At 39.7% G+C, this 25305-nt stretch carries 13 protein-coding genes and 1 tRNA gene; 3 read left to right on the top strand and 11 right to left on the bottom strand.

What is annotated here, in order from left to right; genetic code table 11:
* Positions 1–260: 260 nt before the first annotated feature.
* Positions 261–12620, top strand: a complete 12360-nt coding sequence (locus ACOKFD_RS04175; protein WP_422860107.1) for a T9SS type B sorting domain-containing protein — start codon at positions 261–263, stop codon at positions 12618–12620.
* 199 nt (positions 12621–12819) lie between these two features.
* On the opposite strand, the gene ACOKFD_RS04170 is transcribed toward ACOKFD_RS04175, so the two are convergent.
* The 8 genes from ACOKFD_RS04170 to ACOKFD_RS04135 all read right to left on the bottom strand — a co-directional run bounded on the left by ACOKFD_RS04170 (position 12820) and on the right by ACOKFD_RS04135 (position 20178).
* The gene (locus tag ACOKFD_RS04170; protein WP_422860106.1) at positions 12820–13452 is read right to left on the bottom strand and encodes a toxin-antitoxin system YwqK family antitoxin; all 633 of its coding nucleotides are present in this window, start codon (positions 13450–13452) and stop codon (positions 12820–12822) included.
* 43 nt (positions 13453–13495) lie between these two features.
* Entirely contained in the window at positions 13496–14287 is a 792-nt protein-coding gene (locus ACOKFD_RS04165) for a YHYH protein (RefSeq protein ID WP_422860105.1), read from the bottom strand.
* 167 nt (positions 14288–14454) lie between these two features.
* A complete protein-coding gene (locus ACOKFD_RS04160) occupies positions 14455–15474 on the bottom strand; it encodes a serine hydrolase domain-containing protein (protein ID WP_422860104.1) in 1020 nt (339 codons plus the stop codon).
* A gap of 7 nt (positions 15475–15481) precedes the next feature.
* Positions 15482–15931: a YybH family protein gene (locus tag ACOKFD_RS04155; RefSeq protein WP_422860103.1), complete on the bottom strand. Its 450-nt coding sequence runs from the start codon at positions 15929–15931 to the stop codon at positions 15482–15484.
* The gene (locus tag ACOKFD_RS04150; protein WP_422860102.1) at positions 15928–17418 is read right to left on the bottom strand and encodes a serine hydrolase; all 1491 of its coding nucleotides are present in this window, start codon (positions 17416–17418) and stop codon (positions 15928–15930) included. The genes ACOKFD_RS04155 and ACOKFD_RS04150 overlap by 4 nt, the downstream gene beginning before the upstream one ends.
* Positions 17419–17507: 89 nt before the next feature.
* The gene (locus ACOKFD_RS04145; protein ID WP_422860101.1) at positions 17508–18590 is read right to left on the bottom strand and encodes a serine hydrolase domain-containing protein; all 1083 of its coding nucleotides are present in this window, start codon (positions 18588–18590) and stop codon (positions 17508–17510) included.
* A 4-nt stretch (positions 18591–18594) separates the two neighbouring features.
* Positions 18595–19014: a nuclear transport factor 2 family protein gene (locus ACOKFD_RS04140; protein WP_422860100.1), complete on the bottom strand. Its 420-nt coding sequence runs from the start codon at positions 19012–19014 to the stop codon at positions 18595–18597.
* A gap of 108 nt (positions 19015–19122) precedes the next feature.
* Complete coding sequence (locus ACOKFD_RS04135; RefSeq protein ID WP_422860099.1) at positions 19123–20178, bottom strand: helix-turn-helix domain-containing protein; 1056 nt, start codon at positions 20176–20178, stop codon at positions 19123–19125.
* A gap of 345 nt (positions 20179–20523) precedes the next feature.
* On the opposite strand from ACOKFD_RS04135, the gene ACOKFD_RS04130 reads away from it, so the two are divergent.
* The gene (locus tag ACOKFD_RS04130) at positions 20524–21546 is read left to right on the top strand and encodes a hypothetical protein (protein ID WP_422860098.1); all 1023 of its coding nucleotides are present in this window, start codon (positions 20524–20526) and stop codon (positions 21544–21546) included.
* Positions 21547–21742: 196 nt separating this feature from the next.
* Here the strand turns inward: ACOKFD_RS04130 and ACOKFD_RS04125 are convergent.
* Positions 21743–21827 (bottom strand) — tRNA-Ser (locus ACOKFD_RS04125).
* 103 nt (positions 21828–21930) lie between these two features.
* Here ACOKFD_RS04125 and ACOKFD_RS04120 point away from each other — a divergent pair.
* Positions 21931–22686 (top strand): sulfite exporter TauE/SafE family protein, encoded by a 756-nt coding sequence (locus tag ACOKFD_RS04120; protein ID WP_298999014.1) that lies wholly within the window; start codon positions 21931–21933, stop codon positions 22684–22686.
* Here the strand turns inward: ACOKFD_RS04120 and ribB are convergent.
* Both ribB and ACOKFD_RS04110 read right to left on the bottom strand, forming a co-directional pair.
* On the bottom strand, positions 22683–23819 hold the full coding sequence (gene ribB, locus ACOKFD_RS04115) for a 3,4-dihydroxy-2-butanone-4-phosphate synthase (RefSeq protein ID WP_422860097.1): 1137 nt from the start codon (positions 23817–23819) through the stop codon (positions 22683–22685). The two genes, ACOKFD_RS04120 and ribB, sit on opposite strands and share 4 nt — an antisense overlap.
* Positions 23820–23826: 7 nt before the next feature.
* Positions 23827–25281 (bottom strand): LptF/LptG family permease, encoded by a 1455-nt coding sequence (locus tag ACOKFD_RS04110; protein ID WP_422860096.1) that lies wholly within the window; start codon positions 25279–25281, stop codon positions 23827–23829.
* Positions 25282–25305 lie beyond the last annotated feature (24 nt).

Below are 25305 nucleotides of genomic sequence, written 5' to 3'. Positions count from 1 at the left end.
TTAAAATATTGATATTGTAATGACTTTTAGCATAAGGTTAGGATTGATTAAATGGAATGAATGACCCCTAGCACCTACCATTTCATCGGAAAAAAGCTACAATAAATCGATGTTACACCCTTGAAGACACCAGTTTTTATTGGGTCTGACAACAAATTCCACCACTCTTACAAAGCATCTATTGTATCTAACAACAAATATCTGGTAATCACAGATAAAGCTGCTTTTTTTGTTGGGAATAACTTCAACTTCCACCCCAAATGGACCGAATTATTGACCTGTCAAGCAAAACCTTGCATAAGTTAGGTTTGCTATTTGTATTTCTTTTTGTTTCTTCTTTTGTAAATGCTCAGTTAAGCGACCTTCATTATTTACCACCCCTAAAGCAGGGTCAGAATAATGCTGGTATTCGCGATCAGGCCATTTATCTCTCTACACCAGAACCTACAACTTTTACGGTAAACGCCTACCGTGGTACTAATGCCACACCGGTAGCAACATTTAATATTTCTAATGTGAGTCCGGCAGCTTGGACTTTGGGAGATGGTGATAACAATATAACATTGGTCAACAATGCCAATACAGGTATAGTTCTAAACAATAGTGGTTTACGTTTTGAGTCTCCGAGCGGTAATCGTTTTTATGTAAACTATCGAGGTAACTCAAGTGCTCAGGCAGCATCTTTGACAGCAAAAGGACGGCAGGCTTTAGGGACTCGTTTTAAATGGGGTGGTGTTCCTAACTTGGGGTCACACCCTTCAAAATCCAACACTTTGGGGATTATGGCTACTGAAGACAATACTACGGTAAGACTTTTTGGCTATGACCCAAATTGTGAGTTTAGGGTGGGGAATAACAGAGCAGGGATAACCGCGAATACCCATACCGTTACCCTAAATGCAAATGAATCCTTTGTTTTTGAAACCTATATTGGTAACAACCCTACACAAGCTCATGAAGATGGATGGATTGGTGCTACAGTTGAATCCGATAAAGATATTGTTATAAGCAATGGTTCCATAAACTTTGGTCGTCAGGCCGGAGCCAGTAATCGAGATGCTGGTATTGATCAACCGGTTCCAGAGAATAGGTTAGGAAAGGAATATGTTTTTATCAGAGGTAATGGTAATACCAATGGTTCTACCGAATTTCCCTTGGTAATTGCCATTTCTGACAATACTCAAATTTTCGTCAACGGTGGCACAACACCGATTGCAACCATTAACAATGGTGAATATTTTCAAGTACCAAGTAACTTCTATTCGTCCAATACGGTTGGTGCCAATATGTTGTTGCAGACTTCAAAAGATGTTTATGCCTACCAATGTATGGCTGGAGCGAGCCAGGTCTATACCCAAGGACTCAATTTTGTAGCTCCAGTAAACTGTTTGCTCCCTGATGTAATGGATAATATCCCGGATATCAGAAATATGGCTGGTACAACTGTAACAGGAGGAATGACCATTATTGCCGCTGTAAATACTCCAGATACAAATATTGTGGTTACTGACGGTAATGGCGCTGTAACATTGCCAGCTTCAAATCCTGTTGCGGGCTCATCGGATTGGAAAACCTTTTATATCCCTAACCTGAATGGTGATGTCAGTGTAAATTCTACAGGACCAATGGCCGTTGGTTTCTTTGGATTTAACGGTGCCCGTGGGGTAGCAGGTTACTTTTCTGGATTTGATACTTTACCAGAGGTAACCCTAGAAATTCGAGGGGGAAGCGGTTGCTTTGTAGGATCAGAGCTTTTTGAAGCTACCAGTAATAATTTTGATGCTTTTCAATGGTTTGAAAACGGACAACCCATACCGGGTGCCAATGGTCCCAGCTATGCACCTACGGGAGCTGGCGATTTCTTCTTACGAGGTACTAAAGGACCCTGTACCTATGATAGTAATGCCATACAGGCACTTTATTGTGATCCCGATGTTTTTGTTCAAAAAACTGTGGATAATGCCGAAATTATGGAAGGAGAGACAGCAACTTTCACAATTCGGGTACAAAATCTAGGATTAGGTCCACTGACCAACTTACAAATAACGGATAACATTCCAGCTGGATTAACTTTTTTATCGGCCTTTACCATAACTGGAAGCTGGAGTGGAAATACATGGAACATTGGAACCTTGGATGGTGGCGATGTTGCCATTTTGGAATTGGAGGTACGAGCTGATGAAATAGACGCCCTACCACTACTAAGCTTAACAAATACAGCTACTAATACCCAAGATCAGGTAGATACCAATTTAACCCAAGACCAACCTTCGGCCAAAATCGTGGTCCACAATGACTTTGATAATGATGGTGTAAATGATAGTACTGATTTAGATGATGATAATGACGGAATTTATGATAACGATGAGTGTGATACGCTTCTTTTCAATATTGCTAGCGGAGCGTCGCACACAAGCGATTTAATCACCTCAGATGATTATCTGGTTCTTAATATTTTCAGTGTAGATAACTCCTTTAACCTTCAAATCAATGGGAATGATGTCGCTGGTGAGATTCAGTTACAAAATGGCGAACCCGGCAACATAGCCCTGTTTGAAGATGGAACTGGTTACGGACAAGGAAGTAACCCAGATATATGGACAATTACTGGAACACATGGAACCCCTTTGTTACGTGTAGTTGTAGATCAAGCAGGTCAGTTTGAATTGTTTGGTACTCGAACTAACAATGGACCATTGGAATCTTTAACGTTAACTACACCTGCCAATGTGGTAAGTTGGAATACATCTGGAACCAATTCGATAATAATTGGTCAAACTGTTGCAGGCCCAACCAATATGCAAGGTGCCCTACTTACCGCTGGATGCGATACGGATTCTGATGGTTTTCCCAATCATTTGGATTTGGATAGCGATGGAGACGGCTGTAGTGATGCCAATGAATTTTACAAAGATGAAAATGCAGATGGTGGTGATGGCGGTGAATATGGTACAGGAGTACCTGTTGTTGATTCTTCTGATGGCGCAGTAACCGCTGCCTCATATATTCAGGTTTTGGCTCCAGAAATTGTTTTGGGCAATACCTCTGAAGATCTTGGCGGAACAGATATCAACGGACAAGGAGTAAGTTTGGGAGATACTTTTCAATATGTGCTTCGTTTTCAAAATACGGGTGACGATGATGCTACTAATTACACAATTAGGAATGTTTTACCATCCAATGTTACCTTAGATAATGTTGACGTTTCCAACGCATTGGGAACCACACACTCCCATGATATAAATACAAACACTATAACATTTCAAGTTCCAGATAATCTAGTGGAAATAGGTGATCCCGAATATTCCATTCGCATTACGGTCACCATTTCAGGAAATTGTTCTGATTTTGTCAATGCTTGTTCTTCTGAATTGGAAAATTTAGCATTTTCCACTTTTCAGGGAGTTAATAATTCCACCGTATTTACTGATGAACCGGGGACATCGAATTTTCCGTGTAACACAACACCTGAGGTTGCCAACAATACCATTTTAAATGATTTGGCAAACTGTGGACAAGCACGAACAGTTCAACTTTGTGGAGCGGATGTAGTTTTAACCGCAGGTTCAGGGTTCACCACTTATACCTGGGCACTGGATAACAATGGAAATGGTCAAATTGATGGTGCGGATACCATTTTGAACGATGGTGACCCCGATTCTGATCCAAGTACGCTTATTGTAACAAATATTGGAAATTATATAGTAGAGAAGTCTTCAGGAGGAGGTTGCCTGGATTTAACCGAGTTGATAACTGTTGAGCGATTCGGAACTACGCAAACAAACCCTATTATCTCCTACTTCAATCAGGTAAATTCTGATTCTAATCCTAATAACAATTTACAAGGAGAAATTGCGACATGTTCTATTGATGGAAGTCTTTTGCCAAAGATATTCTTGTGCGGGGAGAATGATGAACCAACTATTCAATTAGGTATAACAGACGCCCAAAGTATTGTATGGCAAAGACTCGACGAAACCAGTTGTGCAGATGCGGGAGATGACTGTGCAAATACAAACAGTACTTGCACTTGGAACGACCTTGTTACTCAAGATAATTATACCTTAACCGATAGTGGCAAGTACAGGGTGGTTATCCGTTATCAAAACGGATGTTTCAGTCGTTTCTACTTCAATGTATTCAAGAACACTTTGGATATTCTGCATACAGCTTCTGATGTTTTGTGTAGCACGGATGGTAATATCAGAATCACCAACTTAGGGGCAAACTACGGATTCCAATTGGTTGATGCATCCAATGATAATATTGTAGTGCCTTTTTCAGCCAACAACGGCCCAAATTTTGATTTAAGCACTGGTGGAATCTACGTAGTTCAGGTTACCCAATTAAATCCTGGTACCGGAGACCCAATCCCTGGAAGCTGTATTTTCGAAACGGAGGAAATTGGAATACTGGAAAGGAATTTTCAGGTTAACTTAAGCGAAACCCCAGCTGATTGTAATCAACTGGGTACTATAACAGTTCAAGCACTAAATGTTTTGCCCAATTACAGCTATGAACTTCGATTGGACGACGGAAGTAATGGGGGACAGGGAACATTTATGGACAATAGAGTTGCCTCTGCAAACAACACCCATACGTTTACCAATGTAAATCCTGGAAATTACATAGTAATCACAACTACAGATGATGGTTGTACAGATACCCAAACAATAACAGTAAACGAAATTCCAGAGCTAACGCTTGTGGCGCTTACTACTGAAAACATCACGTGTACAGCCGGAATTGTTACTTTGACACCTAATGGAGGTACTCCAAATCCCGATTATCAAATGGCAATTTGGAGCAAAGACGGTGTGGATTTATATGCCTCTCCAGCAGATGTGCCTTCAACTGAATTACAGACAAATCCAAACTTTTTGTTTGGCTATCGTGGCACCCCAACAACATATTTTCCAAATGAAGCTGGTGATTACGAATTCATTGTTTTTGACGATAATGGTTGTTCCACAATTTCCAATAGCGTTCGCGTGGACGAGCCTGGGGGATTGAATATTTCGGCATCTGATAGTGGAATAGTTTGTGCCGATTCTGCTACAGCGTCCTTAACCATATCCGTAACAGGAGGAACAGCACCATATCAATACAGTTTGGATGGTGGAACCAGCTATCAGAATAGTGATACCTTTGTGAATCTTCCAGCTGGTTTCTACACCATTACCGTAATGGATTCAAGCGGTAGTGGAGGGTCAGGTTGTGTTCAAGACTTTGATTACGAAATTGTTCAGCCTTTCCCATTGAACGCTTCTCCTGCAATAATTGAAGATGCTTCATGTAGTCCAAGTGGTGCAAGGGTTAGAATACTAAATGCTAGCGGAGGACAAGCTCCTTATGAATATAGTTTTGATGGAGGAAGTAACTTTAACCCCAACAATGAAAGAAATTTAGCTCCGGGAAATTATCAATTGGTTCTCCGAGATGCTTTGGGTTGTACACATGATATGGATTTGACTGTACCCAACGCAGTGCCAGACCCAAATTTGAGTGCAGCAGTAGATTATGCATGTGATGGTACAGCATCTATTACGGTTTCTACATCCAATACAACAGATTTTACCTATACCTACAGTTTGAACGCTACGGCAAACACTCCAGCGAACAATAATGTGTTTACAGGTGTAGCCGATGGCAGTCAAACCATTACAGTTGGGTATGCTAGCAGCATTGCACCCAACCAGAGCACCATTTTCTTTGAGGATTTTGGAGCAGGTCCAACCACACAAATAGCTGAGGTGGGTACAGACTACTGTTATGAACCCCAGGATGGTTCCTTGACAAATTGTAATAGAGGACCAGCAGGAATTCTAGTAAATGGTGAATACACAGTAACCAACTTAGTAACAAATGCATTAAACCTTACCACTTTGACCAATCCGCGAGATCATACCGGTCTTACAGATGGAAGGTTCTTGGCCATTGACGTGAGTACATTTTCTGATACGGGTTCCACAGTATTGAACTCAGTGCTATGGCGTAAAGAGAATATTGAAGTATTGCCGAATGAAGATATTTCATTGAACTTCTGGGCGTATAACTTGATGAACCTTACGGGTGCGGGAAACAATCCTGAAGTTTTGATTGAGATTTTGGATAATACGGGAACTTTGATTCATAGTGAGGTGGCTCCTGAAATTCCAAAGAATACAAGCGATACAGATTGGCACAATCGTACCATTACTTTTAATCCTGGCACCAATACGGATATTGATATCGTCTTTAGGTCCAATGTAAATAGTAATGATGGTAATGATTTAGTGTTGGATGACATTCAGGTAGTTCAGTTACCTGAAATATGTGAAAAAACACAAGATATTATTGTAGTTGTTGAACCAGACCGAGCGTTCAATAGTCAACTATTGAGTGTAACAGATCCGAGTTGTAATGGTGCTACAGATGGAACTATCAGCTTTGAGGTGGCTAATTTTGATGCGGTTGCAGGATTTGAATACTCTTTGGATGGTGGAACAACCTGGATTCCGGAAACTGCCTCTCCAGTTACTACCGCTGCCAACTTAGGTGACGGTAGCTATACTGTACAAGTACGAAAGGCAGATGATAATGCTTGCACATCCAGTTTTGGTGCCACTTTGACGGAACCTACAGCATTGGTTCCAGCCTTAAGTCTTACAGCCCAGTTCACTTGTTTTAATACAGGGGCTACTTTGGAAGCCTCCGCAACGGGAGGAAGCCCAGCTTACGAATACCAATTGGAAGATACCGTTCTAGGTGTTGTGGTTGCCTATCAAAACGGTATAACCTTTACCAATGTAGTTGCTGGAAATTATCTCGTTCGAGTGCGTGATGTTAACGGGTGTTCGGAAATTACAACCACCCCTGTAACGGTTACCGCTCCTCAAACCATAACATTTACAACTTCTTCTACCGCATGTTACGACGGAACCAATAATGCCACGATAACCACAAGTGTTACAGCTGGTAATGGCGATTATACGTTTAGAATCAATGGAGGCGCATGGCAAGCACCCACACCAACAACAGATACAGACTATACATTTTCAAACCTTGCAAATGGCACGTATACCATTGAAGTTTCTGATGCTTTTGGATGTGTTTCTAACGTGGAAACCGTGACTATAGCACCGGTACTATCAGCTCAGGTTGATGTGGTGGATGTCACAAGTTGTGGAAATGGTAGTATTACCGTGACACCAACAGGTGGAGATGGCAGTTATTCGTATGCTTTTTTGACTACAGGTTCCACAGTGTCTGACTCCGATTTTGCGGCACCTAATTCTTTTGTAGTCACATCTGGAAATACAGGGGGTTACGATGTTTATGTCCGTGACAATTCAGGTACAGCTCCGTATTGTCAATATATGGAGACCGTTACTGTAAACAACACACCCAGTTTAGCATTTACACCCACACCAACAGACCCAGAATGTCATGACGGAACAGGTTCCATTGCAATAAATATTACAGCAGGGGATGGGCCGTATACCGTCCAAATTATTGATTTGGACAATGCTGGAGCTTCTGACCAGACGGTTACCAATGTTTTGACAAGCACTTATGAGTTTTTCAATCTGCTGCCAGGAGATTATACAATAACTATAACAGATGCATACGGGTGTAATTTAACTGACACACCAATAACCATAAATAACCCAGATGAACTTGTAGGAACCGTGTTAGGGATTACACCATCGGCTTGTGGCGGACCCATCACGGATTTTGGTTTCGATATTATCGGTTATCCTGGGACGATTGGTACTGTTGAATTTAGTGATGATGGAGGAGCAACATGGCAAACTTCAGACCAATTCAGAGGATACATCTCTGGAGCAACAGTTTTCCCATCCTTAAGAACAGTTGATGGGTCTGGAAACACCATATGTCAAACAGATTTACCCCAGTTTGTTATTCCATTTCCACTAGATGACTTGGACATTACCATTTCTGCTTTGGTAGTAAATTGTAATGAGCTGCAAGTCACTGTACAAGGTGCTGAAGGAACACCTGATTACCAGTATACCTATTCTGAGGATGCTTCCACATTTGACCCATTGGCTCCTACAATTCCATGGACCACTCCTGCAAGGGATGCCGTAACACCTTTCGTGTTTACTGGATTGGTTCCTGGAAGGACATATACCTTTTATGTGCGGGATGCTGTAGGTTGTGTACGACAGAGTAATGTCAATGTAAATAATTTGATTACCCAACCCTTAGGTATTACCTCAACCGTTGCACCTTCTTGTAACGGAAGTACTAACGGAAGTATTACTTATACCATAGTTGAAAATACGGTCTCGCCAGGATCAGAAATGCAATGGTCTTTCTATAATATTGCAACAGGTACACCAGTTTTGGTAAGTGATAGTGGTGGAAATGTTGTATTTTCTTCCCCACAAACCCTGACGTTTAACAGCTTGGGAGCTGGCGACTATTTCTTGGAGGTCACCAAAATGGATGGTGCTGTAGCTAGTTGTATCAGTGCATCCGAAAATGAACTTTTGGAAGAATTGGATGCCATGACAGGTACACCTACAGTATTGCAAGATATTACTTGTGATAGACCTGGGCTTATAGAGATTCCTAATATATCTGGAGGCGGTGGCACCTATAATTATAGTGTAACAGGTCCAGCACCATTTACGCCTATTGCCGGAACTTTGGACAACCCTATTGAGATTCCAGCAAATTCACCGTCTGGCTCGTATACAATAACCGTTACCGACCAATATGGTTGCTCAGCCAATCTGGGTAGCGTAAATATGAATCTTTCACCCAACCCGACTATCGATGCTATTGCAGTGGATAATTGCAATGTTCAAGCGAATGTAACCATCACGGCAAGTAGTGCGGCCGCCCAGATTTTCTATTCTTTGGATGGTGGTGCCAATTATGTGGCTAATGGAGGTGTCTTCAACAATGTAGCCCCAGGAACTTATGCCGTAAGTATTATTGATAGCAATGGCTGTACCGATACAGATTCGGTAACTGTGCATCCACAAATTCAAGCGAATGCTACATTGGCAGAGGTTTTAGGATGTGGTGCAGGAAACGAGGCAGAGATTTTAATCGAGGCAACCAATGGTTCAGGCAGTTATGACTATCAAGTTGTTGGAACTTTGGGTACTTTGGCCTCAAGACAGTCTTTATCTTCAAATCCTCTTACGGTATTGGCGACTGTAGCAGATACCTATACTGTTACGGTTTATGACAACAATACTTCTGGTCCGGAGTGTTCAAGGGTTTTCACAGTTGAAGTATCACCTGCGCTTACACCAAGTTTTGTTCCAACTACTACAGATGCCAGTTGTTCTGGTGCCAGTGATGGGATAATAGCCATCGCTGAAAACAATACTGGAATTAGCCCATTGACCTATGCGTTAAATCCTAATATCGCTACTTTCAATACGACTACCAATAGTTTTGAAAACTTGCCTCAAGGAACCTATGAGGTGACTGCCACAGGACAAAACGGATGTATAACAACCATCAGCAATATTCAGATAGATGAACCAAACACCCTATCATTTGACCCGGTAGCCGTTTCTCCTTTTGGATGTACTACTGGAAATGCGGTTAATTTGGCTACCATTACCATTGATGAAACGAGTATTGCCGGAGGTAGTGGGACTTATATTAGATATGAGTTTATCGACAATGCAACAAGCAACATGCTGCAGACCGGGACGAATCCAGTATACACTCGAACGGATTACACGGCAGTTGATGTTTTAGTACGTGTTGTGGATTCTAATGGCTGTTCAGGCCAGGAATTGGTCACCATTCCTGCGTTTGATGAGCTGCTTAGTGCGTCAATTACTGTTGATGATATAATAAGCTGTTCAAATAGTGGTGAGGACATTACTATAGATGTAACCGGAAGTTTGACAAACTTTGGTTCCCACCCTGGTAACTATGAGTTCCGACAATTACCTTCCGTAACGTATCAAACATCCAATGTATTCACGAACCTTGCAGCAGGCAATCATACTTTCGGAATACGCAATGTGAATACGGGATGTGAATTGACTATCAATCATGTAGTGGATGAACCCAATACGTTCGACGTGGTTGTTGAAAAGTTAGGAGATGTGGTTTGTTTTGGTGATACGGGAAGTATACGACTTACCTTGGTGGATGCTACGTATGTTTCTGGATTTACATGGAATATCTTCGATACAAATGGCACACCTTTGGATAGAACCGATGATGGTCCAGCTGTTTTAACCGGAACATCGGTAAACGTAGGTCCTACAGGTGCTATAAATGTACCTGCTGGAGATTATTTGGTTGAGGTAGTACAAGACGCTTTCCCTGAATGTTTGCAGGTTAGGGCATTTAACATTACCACTCCTCCAGCTGCAATTACTCTAAGTCCTATTGATCTAACTGATGTGGGATGCTCAAACAACCAAGGTAGTGCTTTGATAGCACCTGTTGGCGGAGTTGCCCCATATACCATAGCGTTGACACATAATGGTACTACTGTGACTACCACAGTGATCTCTGTAAATAGCCACTTGTTCCAAAACTTGACCGCTGGTCAATACTCGATAAGTGTTACGGATGATTTAGGATGTGCCGTGCCATTTGCCAATGCATTTGATCTCTTATTGCCTGACCCAATTTCAGGGTCGATTGGCAATACAAACCTAGTTTGTCAAGGTGATACGGATGCCTCTGTGTCAGTTAACGTCAATCCAAGAAATGTTACTACAACATACCGATATATTTTAAACACATATAATGATGCAGTAGGTTCAGTTCTATTAAGCGCTTCTACCTCTCAAACAGCTCAGAATTTTGACAACTTGGGTGCCGGATTCTACAGTATAAACGTACTGGATGATATGGGTTGTACTTTTGAAACTAGCATAGTAGAAATCGTTGAACCAACAGATGTAGATGCTTTGCTGGTTACCAATCAACCATTGCGATGTAATAGTAATGCTGAATTACTGTTGGTTGCCTCTGGCGGAACCGCCCCATACAGTTGGAGTGTTGATGGAAACACCTTTAATGCGATGAACGAAACAGTGGCCACAGACACGCATCTATTCACCAATATCACCGCAGGAAACTATCAGTATTATATCAGAGATAGCTTTAATTGTGTTTCTACCATTTCTAATGAAGTGAGTTTGGAACCTATTGAGACATTGATCGTGACGCTAGATACTTCCGCTGCTGCCGTGAACTGCAATGGAGAAAGCAATGCGTTGATTGCTGCCGAAGCCGATGGTGGCCTTGGAAACTATCAATATGCACTTTTTACAGATTTAGCCTTGACGAATGAGATTCGTCCAAACCAGAGTACAGGTACATTTATTGGATTGGCTGCAGGTTCCTATTACGTAAGAGTTCAAAGTGAAGATTGTCAAGTAACTTCCGAAGAAGTGATAATTGAAGAGCCAGATGTACTTGTAGTTAATCCTACAGTTAGTGATGTTACTTGTTCAGGTGCTGAAGATGGAAGCATTGCACTCCAGGTACAAGGGGGAACTGGAAATTATCAATATGCCATTTCACCAAATCTTAATCAGTTTGAATCTGATAATACCTTTGATGAATTGACTCCAGGAAGTTATCAAGTAATCGTACAGGATGAAAACGGTTGTTTTGAACTGATTGAGTTTGATATTATCGAACCCCAGCCTTTAAATGTGGTCTCCACGGTAACCGATGAGATTTGCTTTGATAGCAGTGATGGAACTATTTCTCTACAAATTACAGGAGGAACAATGCCATATTTCACTTCCCTTGATAGTAATTTGGATTCAGACTTTGTTCAAGATGTAACAGATTATGCCGATTTATCTAGTGGAACCCATGTTGTTTTCGTGAGGGATGCCAATGGATGTGAGTTTTCGGAAGTTTTTGAAGTACAGAATGGCGTTAACCTAGAGGGAGAAGTAGAAGTATTGTATCAATGTGATGGGAATGGATTCACTTCAAACAGTATTCAAGTGGTTTTTGATGATGACACAGTCGCTCAAGATGTACTATATGGTCTGGATACAAGTGACACATCCTTAATGCAATTGGAACCCGTGTTCGAAAATTTAACTGGAGGGGAACATTACGTTACTGTGGTCCATAACAATGGTTGCATCAACACTCTAACTTTTGAAGTAACGATTTTTGAACCTTTAACCCTAGAACTTAGACAAGGAGAGATCAATCAAATTGATGCTTCGGCTATGGGTGGTTCTGGTGAATACACTTTTAGTATAAACGATGGACCATTTGGAATAGAAGATACCTTCAATATTACTGAGACTGCGGTGTACACGGTTACAGTAACTGATGAAAATGGCTGTAGTATAAGTCAGGAGATTTTTATGGAGTTTATCGATATAGAAATTCCAAAATTCTTCACACCGGACGGAGATGGAATGAACGATACTTGGGCACCAGATAATATTGATCAGTATCCCAATATCTTTATTAAAATCTTTGACCGATATGGTAGAGCCTTGTTCTTCTTTGCGGGGAATCAAGATAGTTGGGACGGACAGTACCAATTTTCTGAGTTGCCAACGGGAGACTACTGGTATATTATTCGTCTAAATGGCGAAGCGGACCAACGTGAATTTGTGGGTCACTTTACGCTATACCGATAAGAAATTTGAATTAGAACAAATTGATTATTGTCCTACAACGGATTAAACCTAAAAAGCCCCATTTTGGGGCTTTTTATTTAATCAAATGGAGATGCTTTAGACGCTAAAAGCGTAATAACAGTTTTGAAATAAATAGACCAAAAACAAATCAGGTTCCATGTTGTAAACAAAATCAGGAGATTATCCATTGAAAAGAATACTATTTCCTTTTTTCTTTAATGTTTTCACCTTCAAGGGAGTAGCATAGCTTTGCTTTTTTCATTCCAAAAATTCTTCCTGCTTTGGCCTCATAGTTGGCATAAAGGGCCCCATTTTTTCTAAAAGCTTGCTGTATACCTTCCTCTTTACCGTTATTAAGGTTCATTTTTTTGAAAAGCTCGCCTGTAGGATACCATTTCGTCTGTTTACCATGTGGCTTGCCCTTGTAATAATTATAGTGTGCAATCAGAAGGTGGATCGGCTGGTCCGACCAGATTTTTTTCTCTCCATGCAATTTTCCTCTATGATAAGTAGCTAGGTTTTTTAAATGTCCGTCCGGATACCATTGAATAAACGTATTCTGCTTTTTCCCTTCAAAGATTCCGAACTTCTCCTTCAAAGTATTGTTTGGATAGTGACTTACGGCAAATCCTGAGTAAGGGGTTCCATTCAATGTCCATGTGGAGTTTTCCGGATTGTAATGCAACATTGATTTTTTAATGATGATATTCGGTACCTCTGGAGATATATTGGAGTTAATCTCCACAAAGGATTTGCCCCTTTGTTTTGTACACCCAATAGACAGAACCACAAAGGCTATCAATAAAGAAAATAGAGGTTTGGTTCGCATCATTTGATTTTAGGGATTTCGCTTCTACAAAAGTTCTTTGCGCCACTCACAGAACAGTATTGGGCGTGCCTTGCAAATCACCTGCAAAAAGGGCTATAACATTCCCGAAATAGAACTCGTTGACGACGTGATAGTGATAGATTATTTCCCCGTTGCTATGTTGTGTTACGCCAAAATGTCCACCAGATTCATCCAAGTCTGTAGGGTAGGAGCCATCCATTTCCCTTCTTCCGTACAGCAAAAAACCATCTGCCATAATACCTACCAACTTCTCATCATCGTGGGAGAGCACCGTGTTTTCTGGGATATCAGAGGACTCTATATGGTAGTGATAGCCAGAAGGTCCATTATGGGCTCCGGCATAGTCAAATGTTTCAGCGATTACTTCTTCAATGGGTCTGTTGTCTCCTTCCAAATCGTTAAAAATAGGAACTCCTGTTACTGCAATGCCAATGGGTCCTAATCCAGTTGCCGTACTTGATGAGGCCAACTCTGGCGCGGAAGGTACGGTAATGGAATAGCTCCGATTGCCGCCAATGCGACCAGGGGTCAATGCAACGGCCACGATAGGTTCAATATACAAAGGGTCCGTCTCGGGCCAGTAGGGTGAAGTATGGTTGGGAACACCATTGGATTCTATTGTGATGTTATCTCCGTCGAAAGAAACGGTTACTGCATCGGTATTAAACTCATCAAATGCAGCCAATGGTGTACTGACAGCATCCGAAACGTCATCTGTATCGTCAGTGTCGTCCGTATTTTCTGAATCGCTGCTGCAGGACAAACTAAAAGCAAAAACTATGAAAAGCAGGAAAATTGTAAATCTTAAGTACTTCATTTTCGTGGTTTTTTGATTAAAAAAGTATCACTAAGAATTAGATGCTTTTCTATAACTTTTCTTGCGGTAGTTTACGAATAAAGTTTTCGTAGGGTCTGTTCTTATATAGTAAAACTTTGAAAATTAGCTGCTTAAAACTTTATTTGAGGAGAAATCAACTACTAACTTCATTTCGACCTAAGTATACGATGTATTTTATCTGCCATTTCCATTACGTTGAAATACTTTTGGTTCTTTAAAATGATGATATATAAGTCGTCTTCCGGGTAATATCTTATTACGGATTCATAATTTCCTTGTTCGCCATGATGATGGTGAACTTCTAAAGTATCTTCATCCCACTCCAAAACACCCAAAGGTGATTGGGCGCCTTCTCTTTCCGAAAGAAGTTTTACAGATTCTTTTGATAGCAATTGATAACTGTGCAAGTGATATAGGTATTGGTAAAGATCCTGTGCGGTAAATAGCATTAAAAACTTAAGGCCATCAAGTTTAACAGTATCAAGTTTGTTGTCTTTATCAAAAGAATGAGCAGGTAACACTTCGTTTTTCCAAGGAAAAGCCTTTCCAAAATAGCTATCCTTCATTTTTGCTGGTTTAAATATGTTTTGTGACACATAGTCTTCAAATGATTGACCAGAAACCTTTTCCACAATATGCATGAGCAAGATGGGATTGTAGTTTGAATAGAGGTAATCTGAACCGGGTTCAAAGGCAAGTTCCTTTACTTTCTTTAAGTCATTCATCAACAATTCATGGGTAACCGTCATTTTATTTTCCCCATAGCGCTCCCAAGATACCCTTGGTAAACCACTAGTGTATTTGAACAGTTGCTGTATGTTTATTGAGGATGCCCATGATGGCAAATCCTTGAGATACTTACCTACCTTGTCGTTAAGGTTTATTTTTTTACGTTCGTAGAGTTGCATAATAGCCACTCCAGGAAATTCTTTAGAAATGGAACCAATCGCAAAACGATGTAAATCTGTTAATTTCTCTTTTGTTTTAGGATGGGCAATACCAAAGGAGTTTTCGTAAAGAACTGTATCACCCCTTACTACTAGTATGTTGCCATTAAGTTCTCCGTCAAGATATTGCTTTTGTATATACTCATCGATGTTTTTGTATTGACAGCTTGCCGTTAACAATACAAGGCAAAGCAATGGAAGTGCAATTAATCTCTTCATTTCCATTCTATTTTACGCCGTTCCAGATATCCAAATACATTTTCCAATCACCATCCACTTTTTTCCAAACAATCACATATTTTCCCTTCCAATAGGAAATCTGGCCTTCTTTGCGTTTGGTTTTGCCCTCGTAATACCCATAATCATATGCGGTATTTCCAACTACCGTGATTTCACTTTGCGTGATTTTGTGATACGGAGTACTTATTCCATCAGGAAGTGTCCAATACTTAATGATGTCTTTGCCCTCAAGTATCAAAGTATTATTGGGAAAAATCTTGGCATTATCGGTATAGGAAGCTGCGATTCCATCGTAATCTGAGCTCATAACGTATTCCGAAAACTTTTTGGTGTTTTCCAATATTTGATTAATGTCTTTTGGATTGCCTTCAAAGGCTTGTGAAAAACCTAAATAAGCATTGAACATTATGAAGGTAGTTGTAAGTAGTGTTTTCATTTTTGCTGATTATTTTCGTTTATTCTTTTTATCATTTGAATGGCATTGGTGTTTGCTGGGTTTAACTCCATTGATTTTCTATAATTCTCAATAGCTAAGGCCGTATTGCCATTTAGCATATAAGCCTCCCCAAGACTATCAAAAGCATTAAATGAATTTGGGTGTTTTTCTACATTTATTTGAAAAATCTCAATGGCTCTCTCTAGATCGTCGTCAAGTATAAAATCATACCCTGTATTGTTCAGGACTCCTTCAAAGGATAACTGAGGATTCTTTTTTCTAGCCTTTTCATATACTTTTCTGAAGTTTTTGCTACTGTTGGACTTCATAATATCAATCCGCAGTTGTTCTTGAGCGATTCGATTAGGTTCCTTCAGTCTGCTGTCTGCCATTCCAGCTATGAGGCGCATCATGTTAGCTATTCTGGGCGTGTATTTAAAGCCATTGCTAAGAATGATTACCGTCAAACCCGTTTCAAACTTTTTGAAATCTATCACTGCACCCCCTGAAAAACCATACATTTTATGACCATTTACTAAATATTCGTCCATACTGCCATGGAGGAATCGCTTTTCATTGTTGTTATAGGCAAAAGGAGACAAAAACAGGGTCTTAGTCTCTTCATCCAAAAGCTTTCCGGTATCAAACAGTTTATTCCAAGAGATGAGTTGGTCTAGAGTGGTATTAAGACCGTTGCCCGCTAGACTTCGATTTCCAGCTTCAAAGGTTGAATGTTCATAACGCTTTAATTGAGGGTCATAAATGTATTTGGCATTACGATTGGGATAGACTGCCAAGGAGTTGGAAGCAAAAAAGGCTTCATTACCTGCATTTGGAAACTGAATGTCCAATACAACTTTTTCAAAAGCCTCTCCCGTAACTTTTTCAATGATTTGTTGTAGGAGCCAAAAACCCGTTTGGTTGTATTCAAATCGTTCCCCCATAGGAAATCGTAAAGGTTGAACACTCAGTTTTTCTAGGAGTTCCTCATTGGACAGCGATTGATTAAAGTCTTTGTATTCTGGAAGCCCAGATGAATGGGTCAGCAAGTGTTTTATCTGAATTGGTTTCCACTGTTCTGGTAACCCATCAAGATATTGTGATAGGGTATCATGGAGCTTCATTTTTTTTTGCTGCACCAAGCGAAAAGTAGCTACAGCAGTCATCAGTTTAGTTACAGAATACAGCCTAAAAACTGAGCTGTCACTGACTTTCACATGGTTTTCTAAGTTTGCATAGCCATAATGTCCCTTATGTAACACCATTGAATCTTGAATGACCGCTATGGCAAGTCCTGGAATTTCATCAACCACCATCAAATCTTTGACGTAGGCGTCAATCTTATTGGTAACTGTATTCTCAACAGAGCCGGTCTCAACTGCTTTTTGACAGGAAAGGGTCAGGAAGACAATGAATAGAAAAAGGAGAAATCTCAAATTCATTCTTCTTTGCTCTGTCTTTGGAATATCTTGTTCAATGTTGTTCATTCACCACTAATTTTCAAAAAGTTAAAATGACCCAAATAAGAGGAAGTTGGGATAGTCACTAGGAGGTCTTTTATCAGCCGTTTATGAGGTTATTTTAAATCTTCCAGAATACTATTTGCTAATTCGCCAACCCAGCGACCTCCGCTGGAGGTTAGCAGGACGACACCTATGTTTTTTTCTGGGTTTAAGAAATATTCGCAAGCAAAACCATCTGCATCACCACCATGACCATACTTGACGTTTTCACCTTTGGTTTCCTTGATAAGCCCAAAGCCATATTCTAAACCATCGTCCATTTGTGAGGTTTGATTGGTTAATATGAGCGGACTTTGCGTTTTGTTTTCACGGTATGCATTCAGTTGTGCTAATAATATTTTAGTCAAATCAGCGGCATTGGAAAAAATGGCACTTGCAGGTGTTGCCATGCCCATATTTGAAGGTTTAGTGGCGATTTCTCTTTTATCTTTTTTATAAGGGGTTACCAATGCTGATTTTTGTTCGCTGTTTAGGTCAACCACCGTATTCTTTAAACTGTACACATCGCTTACATATTTCTTTAAAAGCGCTTTGTATGAAAGCCCACTAACTTCCTCAAGAATAAGACCAATCATGGCGTAACCCGAATTTGAGTATTGAAACTGAGCATCTGGATTAAATTCTAAACCTAGTTTATCTATATCTTCTACTAAATTGTCTTTTGAATACCCTTTTGACCAAGCTTCCCCTTCAATGCGTTCACTATAGACTGAACAGGCATCACTTGGTATTCCTGCAGTGTGGTTCAAGATATTTTTTAAAGTTATTTTCGATAAGGCTTTTCGGGAATTCTCGCTGATTTCCTTTGGAAGATATGTTATGACGGGTTCATCAATATTTAATTTTCCTTCTTGTATTAGAGTATTGGTGATAATACCGGTGAACATTTTTGACTGCGAAGCAATCTGAAAAATTGAATTCTCATCAACCTTTGTACTGTCGTTTCGTGATAAATTGCCATAACCTTTCATTAATTCTATTTTTCCGTTTTTTATAACACCCACGGATACACTTGGGATATTGTTATCGGCCAGGGCTTTTTCTATTTTTCCATCTATGGATTTTGGCTCTTTTGGAGTGATATTACAACAAGTGAGTAGGAGTAATATGGCTAAGAGGTGTGTTATTTTTTTCATTTCCTTACTTCTTGTTTTGCCTGTAGAATATTTTGTTTACTACTTTCCATTTCCCATCAATTTTCAACAAATTCATATAGTCTATAAAATAGAAGTTGGGATAATCAATACGAAGCCTTGCATTGGCCGCATTACCAGCTATATTAATTTGCTCCACAACAGAAGTGCGGTTTTGTTTTGACCCTGGTTTGATGGCTTTTTCAAAGAAATCTAGAGCATTGACCTCTTTGTATTCTCCATTGCGGATAAACTTCATGGTAGCCGTTTCGTGAAAGGCTTTTTTGAGTGTTTCAAAATCATTGTTAGTACCCCCATCCAAGTAGTAGGATACTGTTTGCTCTATCTGCGCGTAGTCGGAATTTTGCGCGTTAATGGTGCTAAATGTTAACAGGCAACATGCAAAAGTTAGAATTAATCGTTTCATTTTTTATCGTTTTTTTGATGATGGTATCAAAAATCGATAATTGAATTAAAAATTCTTCCGGTAACCGTAACGGAAAAGTGCAAGATTATAATTTTGGACAAGAAACCCCTATGAAACCTGCTTTTTGTAAGTGGCAGGTGTAGTGCCTGTAAGTTTTTTGAATGTGCTGTAAAATGAAGACTTGGAACTAAACCCAGCTTCAAGACCTATGGCTTCCAAGGTAAACTGGTCATTATTTTTTATCAATTCTTTGGCCGTTTCCACACGCCAACTATTGATATATTCCGAAAAGGATTTACCCAAATTATCGTTCAGCAATTGAGAGAGGTAGTGCGGAGAAATCTCTAATTTTTCGGCCAAATGCTTCAATTTCATATTTGGGTTTTTATGCAATGCTTCGCTTCTCATTAATGCGTTGAGATGCTGGGTTATTTGCTCCGCTTCATTTACCTCAATTTTTTTATCAGCATATTTTTCGGTGGTCGAAAATGCTACAGGTATTTTCTTGACTTTAAAGAACCAAATGGTTAGCGTAATATAAAAGGTAAACGAAAAAGAAAAGGCGCCTACAATATACGAGGTGTACTGGGTGGTATTGTATGCCAACCAAATAATGGAAACGCAAATTACAATGGTTATGGCCCAAAATTCTGCGTTTGTAGTTTTCATTTTTTTGGAAAACAGTTTTTTAACAGAATTCCAAACTAACACATATGCAGCGAGTACATAAACAGACCACTGAGCAAACAGAATAATCCCAAATATACCATTGTACCTACGCTGCCAAAGGTGCGAATACTCTCGGTACGGGTATTTAATCCCTAGAAAAATCATTGCCAGTATTACCGGTAATACATGAATGAGCCACAGAAAACCCTTTCCCTCGCGGTCGCTAATAGCATTCTTGGTGTACAGGTATAAAAAAGGTCCAATTAAAAAACAGGCGGTTAAACCTATCTGTATAAAAGTAGAGGAGGTTTGTGGGTAGAACATAAGAAAAACAGACTTGGTTACTCGTACACTAATAACAAATAGCAATGCGGCCAGGAAGTGAGTGGTTCTACTTTTGTTTTTAATAAAAAAAGCAAAATATGCACTCAAAAAAAGTCCGTTGAATGCTCCAAGTGCGCTGAAGAAGAATAAAAGCTGTTTGCTTAAATCCATAAATAGTTTCTAATATTTAGTGAAAGGCAATTTAGGAAAGTTTCACTATATGCATATCGTGATTAGAAATCAATACATCGAAATAGGGAATTTGAAAACTAAGTAATTTCAAGATATTAGTATGCTTTAAAAATGATGTTCAAACAGGGTTAGCGAAGTACATGAAATCTTGTAAGGGGTCATCATGGGTGTTAAGGAATTCTCTGGGAACCTGATATCTTCAGACATTAGGGTAAAAGGTTGAATGTTTGTTTTATTGCTCAAGAGTTACCATGAAAGTTTTTTGCAACAAAGACTATATTTATAAGTCCTTTATAATTGAACAGTCAATGACCTTATATACCCATGAGATTCTATATTCTTCTAGTTCTTTTAACAAGTACGATTTTCTGTTGTAAGAATCGAGAAAATCAAATCCAATTTAGCACGGATTATTTCGAATTTGAAAACAACTATTGGGTAAATCTCCATCATTTTATGTATCAACGAGCGGATAGCAGTCAACTTAGAAAACTACAGGAAGATGGATTTGGTTTTGTAGATATAGGGGAATCCGCTATTGAAGAAAAAATATCCCATACCGACCGAGAAGTTCTAAATATGGCCATTAAATACTATAAAGACAACCTTATAGAAAAAAGCCTAAGAAGGGATTTAAATGATCATAGGGTTTGGTTGCAGAAAAAAGAAAAGTTCAAAAGGATTACCGATACAGCTTTCGGTAAAAGCTTTACGGAAATGCTAAATAAGGTCTCCCCGGTGTACCAGAAGTATTATTGGGATATTCACAGGAAACATAATAATTTAATAGTGTCACAACACATTGAAACCATAGACCAAATCGAGGAAGAAGTCATAGAAAAGATGGAACGACTTTCCCTGAATACATGGCCGGATTCCACAAAAGTAAGGGTGGACATTACATGCTATGCCAATTGGGCCGGAGCCTATACCACTTCCATTCCAAAAATGAATATTGTGTTGTCTACAACCGATCCTTCAAAAATAACAAGTGCATTTGTAGAAACAATACTTCATGAAGGATCGCACCTTCTGTATTTATTTGGAGAAAGTCCTATGCGAGATAAGATATATGATATGAGTGCTGAGTTAGGAATTAAGTTTCCTAGGAATCTATGGCATGCAAGCATGTTTTACCTATGTGGTCGAGCAACTCAGGACGAATTATCAAAATTTAATATAGAGCATAAGATGATTTTGGACGTGAACCGCATATTCTCCAAATACAATACCGAAAAATTCCGCAAAATAAATGAACAGTATTACTTGGAAGGGACCGAAGCCGACACTTTGGTAAAACATATGTTAAATGAATTAAAGGAAAGACCACAACCCATGGGGCTGTAGTATTGGCAATTTGTTGAGATTTGGTATTTAGATTGATTACCATGCCCTTGGTTACTTACAAAGCTCTAAACTAGAATAATCAAAACTTTTGGTGATACTAAGGAACAGGAATTTTGAAAACAACAACATCCTTAAAAAGAAAAAACCGCAAAATACAATTCTGCGGTTTTCTGTTTTCAAGCCTTGCGCTTGGTTGCGGAGGAAGAGGGATTCGAACCCCCGGAGGTGTGACCCTCAACAGTTTTCAAGACTGCCGCATTCGACCACTCTGCCATTCCTCCTTTTGCGGGTGCAAATATAACAAGCTTTTTTGTTTCTGTGAAAGTTTGTAAAGTTTAATTTTTCCCGACTAAAATTCAATAGTAAGCCAGTACTTTTGTTGTCATGGAGGAATGGTATTATTATCCACTTTTAGTTGTTGTGGGTTTTGCAGTGGGTTTTATTAATACTATAGCCGGGGGCGGGTCTCTCTTATCACTTCCTACCCTAATTTTTTTGGGTTTACCGCCTGCAGTCGCCAATGGCACCAACAGGGTAGCCATTGTTATTCAAACAGCTTTGGCAACAGCTGGGTTCAAAAGTAAAGGGGTTTCTACGTATCCATTCAGTCTGTATTTAGGTATTTCTGCTTTTTTGGGTTCTATTATCGGCGCACAAATTGCTGTCGACATTGATGGAGAGGCATTTAACCGGATTTTGGCCGGGGTTATGATGGCTGTTGTACTTATCATCATTTTCAAACCCAAGATGAAATTGGAGGAAATGGAGGAACGTTTGACCGGTAAATATCTTTGGTTGGGAATTGTGGTGTTTTTCTTTTTTGGGATTTATGGTGGATTTATTAATGCCGGACTTGGATTTTTAATGATTCTCTTTATGCATTTTGTAAATCGAATGAATTTGGTGCGAGTGAATGCCACCAAAGTAACCGTGGTTTTTATTTATATGCTTTCTGCTCTGGCCGTTTTCGTTCTAAACGACAAAGTGAACTGGAAACTTGGCCTTATCTTGGCTATTGGCAATGGTTCAGGAGCTTGGGTGGCCAGCAGATTTTCCGTAAAAAAAGGAGACGGGTTTATTAAAACTTTTTTGGTAGTCATGGTGATTGCCATGGCTATAAAGTTGTGGTTTTTCAACTAATAGTTGACGTATTCTACAATTTCAAGTCCGTAGCCTACCATTCCAACTCTCCGTGTTTTTCCAGAATTGGTCAATAATCTGATTTTTGAAATATTGAGGTCGTGAAGAATTTGAGCCCCAATACCAAAGTCTTTATTGTCCATTTCAATTTTAGGAGCTTTGGTGATTCCATTGGCCTGTAATTCCTTAAGCTCAGCCAGTCGACCTAAGAGATTCATGGATTGATTCCCTTGATTTATAAATATCATCGCGCTTTTCTCTTCAGAATTTAGAACATGGAACATTTTATGAAGCACCTCGTCCGGATTACTGGTCAAAGTTCCCAGCATATCGTTATTGATTAAAGTGGAGTTAATCCTTGTGAGAATGGGTTCGCCACTTTTCCATGTACCTCGTACCAACGCAATGTGGATTTGGTCATTGGTAGTTTGTTTGTAGGCACGAAGTCGGAAGCTCCCAAATCGTGTTTTTATATCGAAAGCTTCTTTTCGCTCAATAAGACTATCATGCTCCATCCGATAGGCAATCAAATCTTCGATAGAGACAATTTTTAAGTTAAACTTTTTAGCAACCTCGGTTAGTTGGGGCAAACGGGCCATGGACCCGTCCTCATTCATAATTTCTACAATTACCCCTGCTGGTTGAAGACCCGCCAAACGTGCAAAATCAATGGCAGCCTCGGTATGCCCGGTTCTTCTCAGTACACCACCCTCTTTTGCGATTAATGGGAAAATATGGCCTGGTCGTGCCAATTCATGAGGTTTAACGGATTTATCCGTAAGAGCCAAAATGGTCTTTGCTCTATCTGAAGCTGAAATACCTGTAGTGACTCCGTTGCCACGTAAATCAACAGAAACTGTAAAAGCAGTTTCAAGCGGATCAGAATTATGGGTCACCATCATGCCAAGGCCAAGTTGCTTGCAGCGTCCTTCTGTTAAAGGTGCGCAAATCAACCCTCTGCCATGGGTTGCCATAAAATTTACCGTTTCGGGGGTAATCAGTTCAGCTGCGGCAACAAAATCGCCTTCATTTTCACGATTTTCATCGTCCACTACGATGATCACTTTTCCTTGTTTGATATCGGAAATAGCCTCCTTTATCGTATTAAGCTGTATTTTTTCTTTAGTCACCATTTTATTACTAAGAACTCTTTTTTTCTTTTTTCTTGAACTTAAAGAACTTGGTTATTCGTTCTGCTAAATTGCCATCTCCCATCAGTCCGCGGTCAGCTGTAGCTCTTTGAGTCAAAAATATCCCTAAAGGAAGCATAATCAAAGTAGATAACCAAGCTCCAAATGCAGGATGAACATTTCCTTCTTTGGCATAATTACCAGCAAACACACCGATAAAATAATAAGTCAAAAATAATACAATGGCCACAACCATGGGGAGCCCTAAACCTCCTTTTCTAATTATAGCGCCTAAAGGTGCACCAACAAAAAAGAGAATTATGCATGAAAAGGCAAGGGCGTACTTTTGGTGTAGGGACAGAATATGGCTGTTGTAGAACTTAAATCTCTTTTGCAACTCTTCCTTTTTGGATGACACAGTGTTCAAAACACCTAAGACCGTAGTTTTGGAATTGTTCACAATTTGAAGCTGTTGCCAGATTTCCAATCCATTTAAGAGTTCCTCTACGCTTTGTATGCTATCCTTTGTTGATTTTGATTCTACTTGCTTTGTACTGTCAATATCCTTCTGTAACTGGGTATTTACGCTTTCAAGCTTTAGGCTATCTTTTTTTGTAAGTAGGGGGAAAGCTCCCATTCTCCGTGAGATGTTTTTGGAAAACGCCTCTACTTTTTTAAGATTGTCATCCCCTAGAGAATCGATATCCTTTATCAAACGGGAGACATTCTTCATTTTGTTTGTAGTGATGTTCCCGTCTTCTTCCAAATCTTGATTATTGAGTTCGGATACATCAATATTGATAGTGTAGGTCTCAAACTTAGATTTTGCAAAAGGATGTTTTCTTCTGTCCTTGTTCGCCTTTGGTTTAAGCTCCTCATAATAATTACCATCCTTGAGTACCAATTGGATAATATCTGAATCCTCACTGCTTATCAACTCACCCTCTTTGGCCTTTATTACGGTATTATTGACACCTTGTTTGGTTTTTTTATGGATGACGACGTTCTCTAAGAACCTATCTTGTTCTCCATATTTACGGTCCACCTTTATATTCATGCCTTCCCCGGTTCCTTCAAAATCACTGAAGACCCCTTCGGTTATAGCAGCAGCGGGTTTTACCTTGGCAATATTTCTCCTAAGATTAAAAGTTTTCTGTTCTGATTTTGGAATGACATTGTTGGCAAAAAAGAAGGTAACCCCGCCCAAAAGAATGACAAATACGATAAGGCTTCTCATGGCTCGTTGCAGTGAAATGCCTGAAGCCTTCATAGCCGCAAATTCATAGTTTTCGGCAAAAGTACCAAAGGTAAGAATGGAAGAAAGTAAGACGGTCAGGGGGAGAACCTTGTCCACCAAACTGGGCATATAATAAAAAAGGAACTTGCCAATAATGACCAATCCCAGTCCTTTTCCCGCCAAATCATCAATAAATAACCATATCCCTTGAAATATGAATATGACCATTAAGATGAGGAAGGAACTAAAAAA

Source organism: Flagellimonas ulvae (assembly GCF_049333175.1).
Classification (GTDB): domain Bacteria; phylum Bacteroidota; class Bacteroidia; order Flavobacteriales; family Flavobacteriaceae; genus Flagellimonas.
This window is presented reverse-complemented; position numbering and strand designations above follow the sequence as displayed.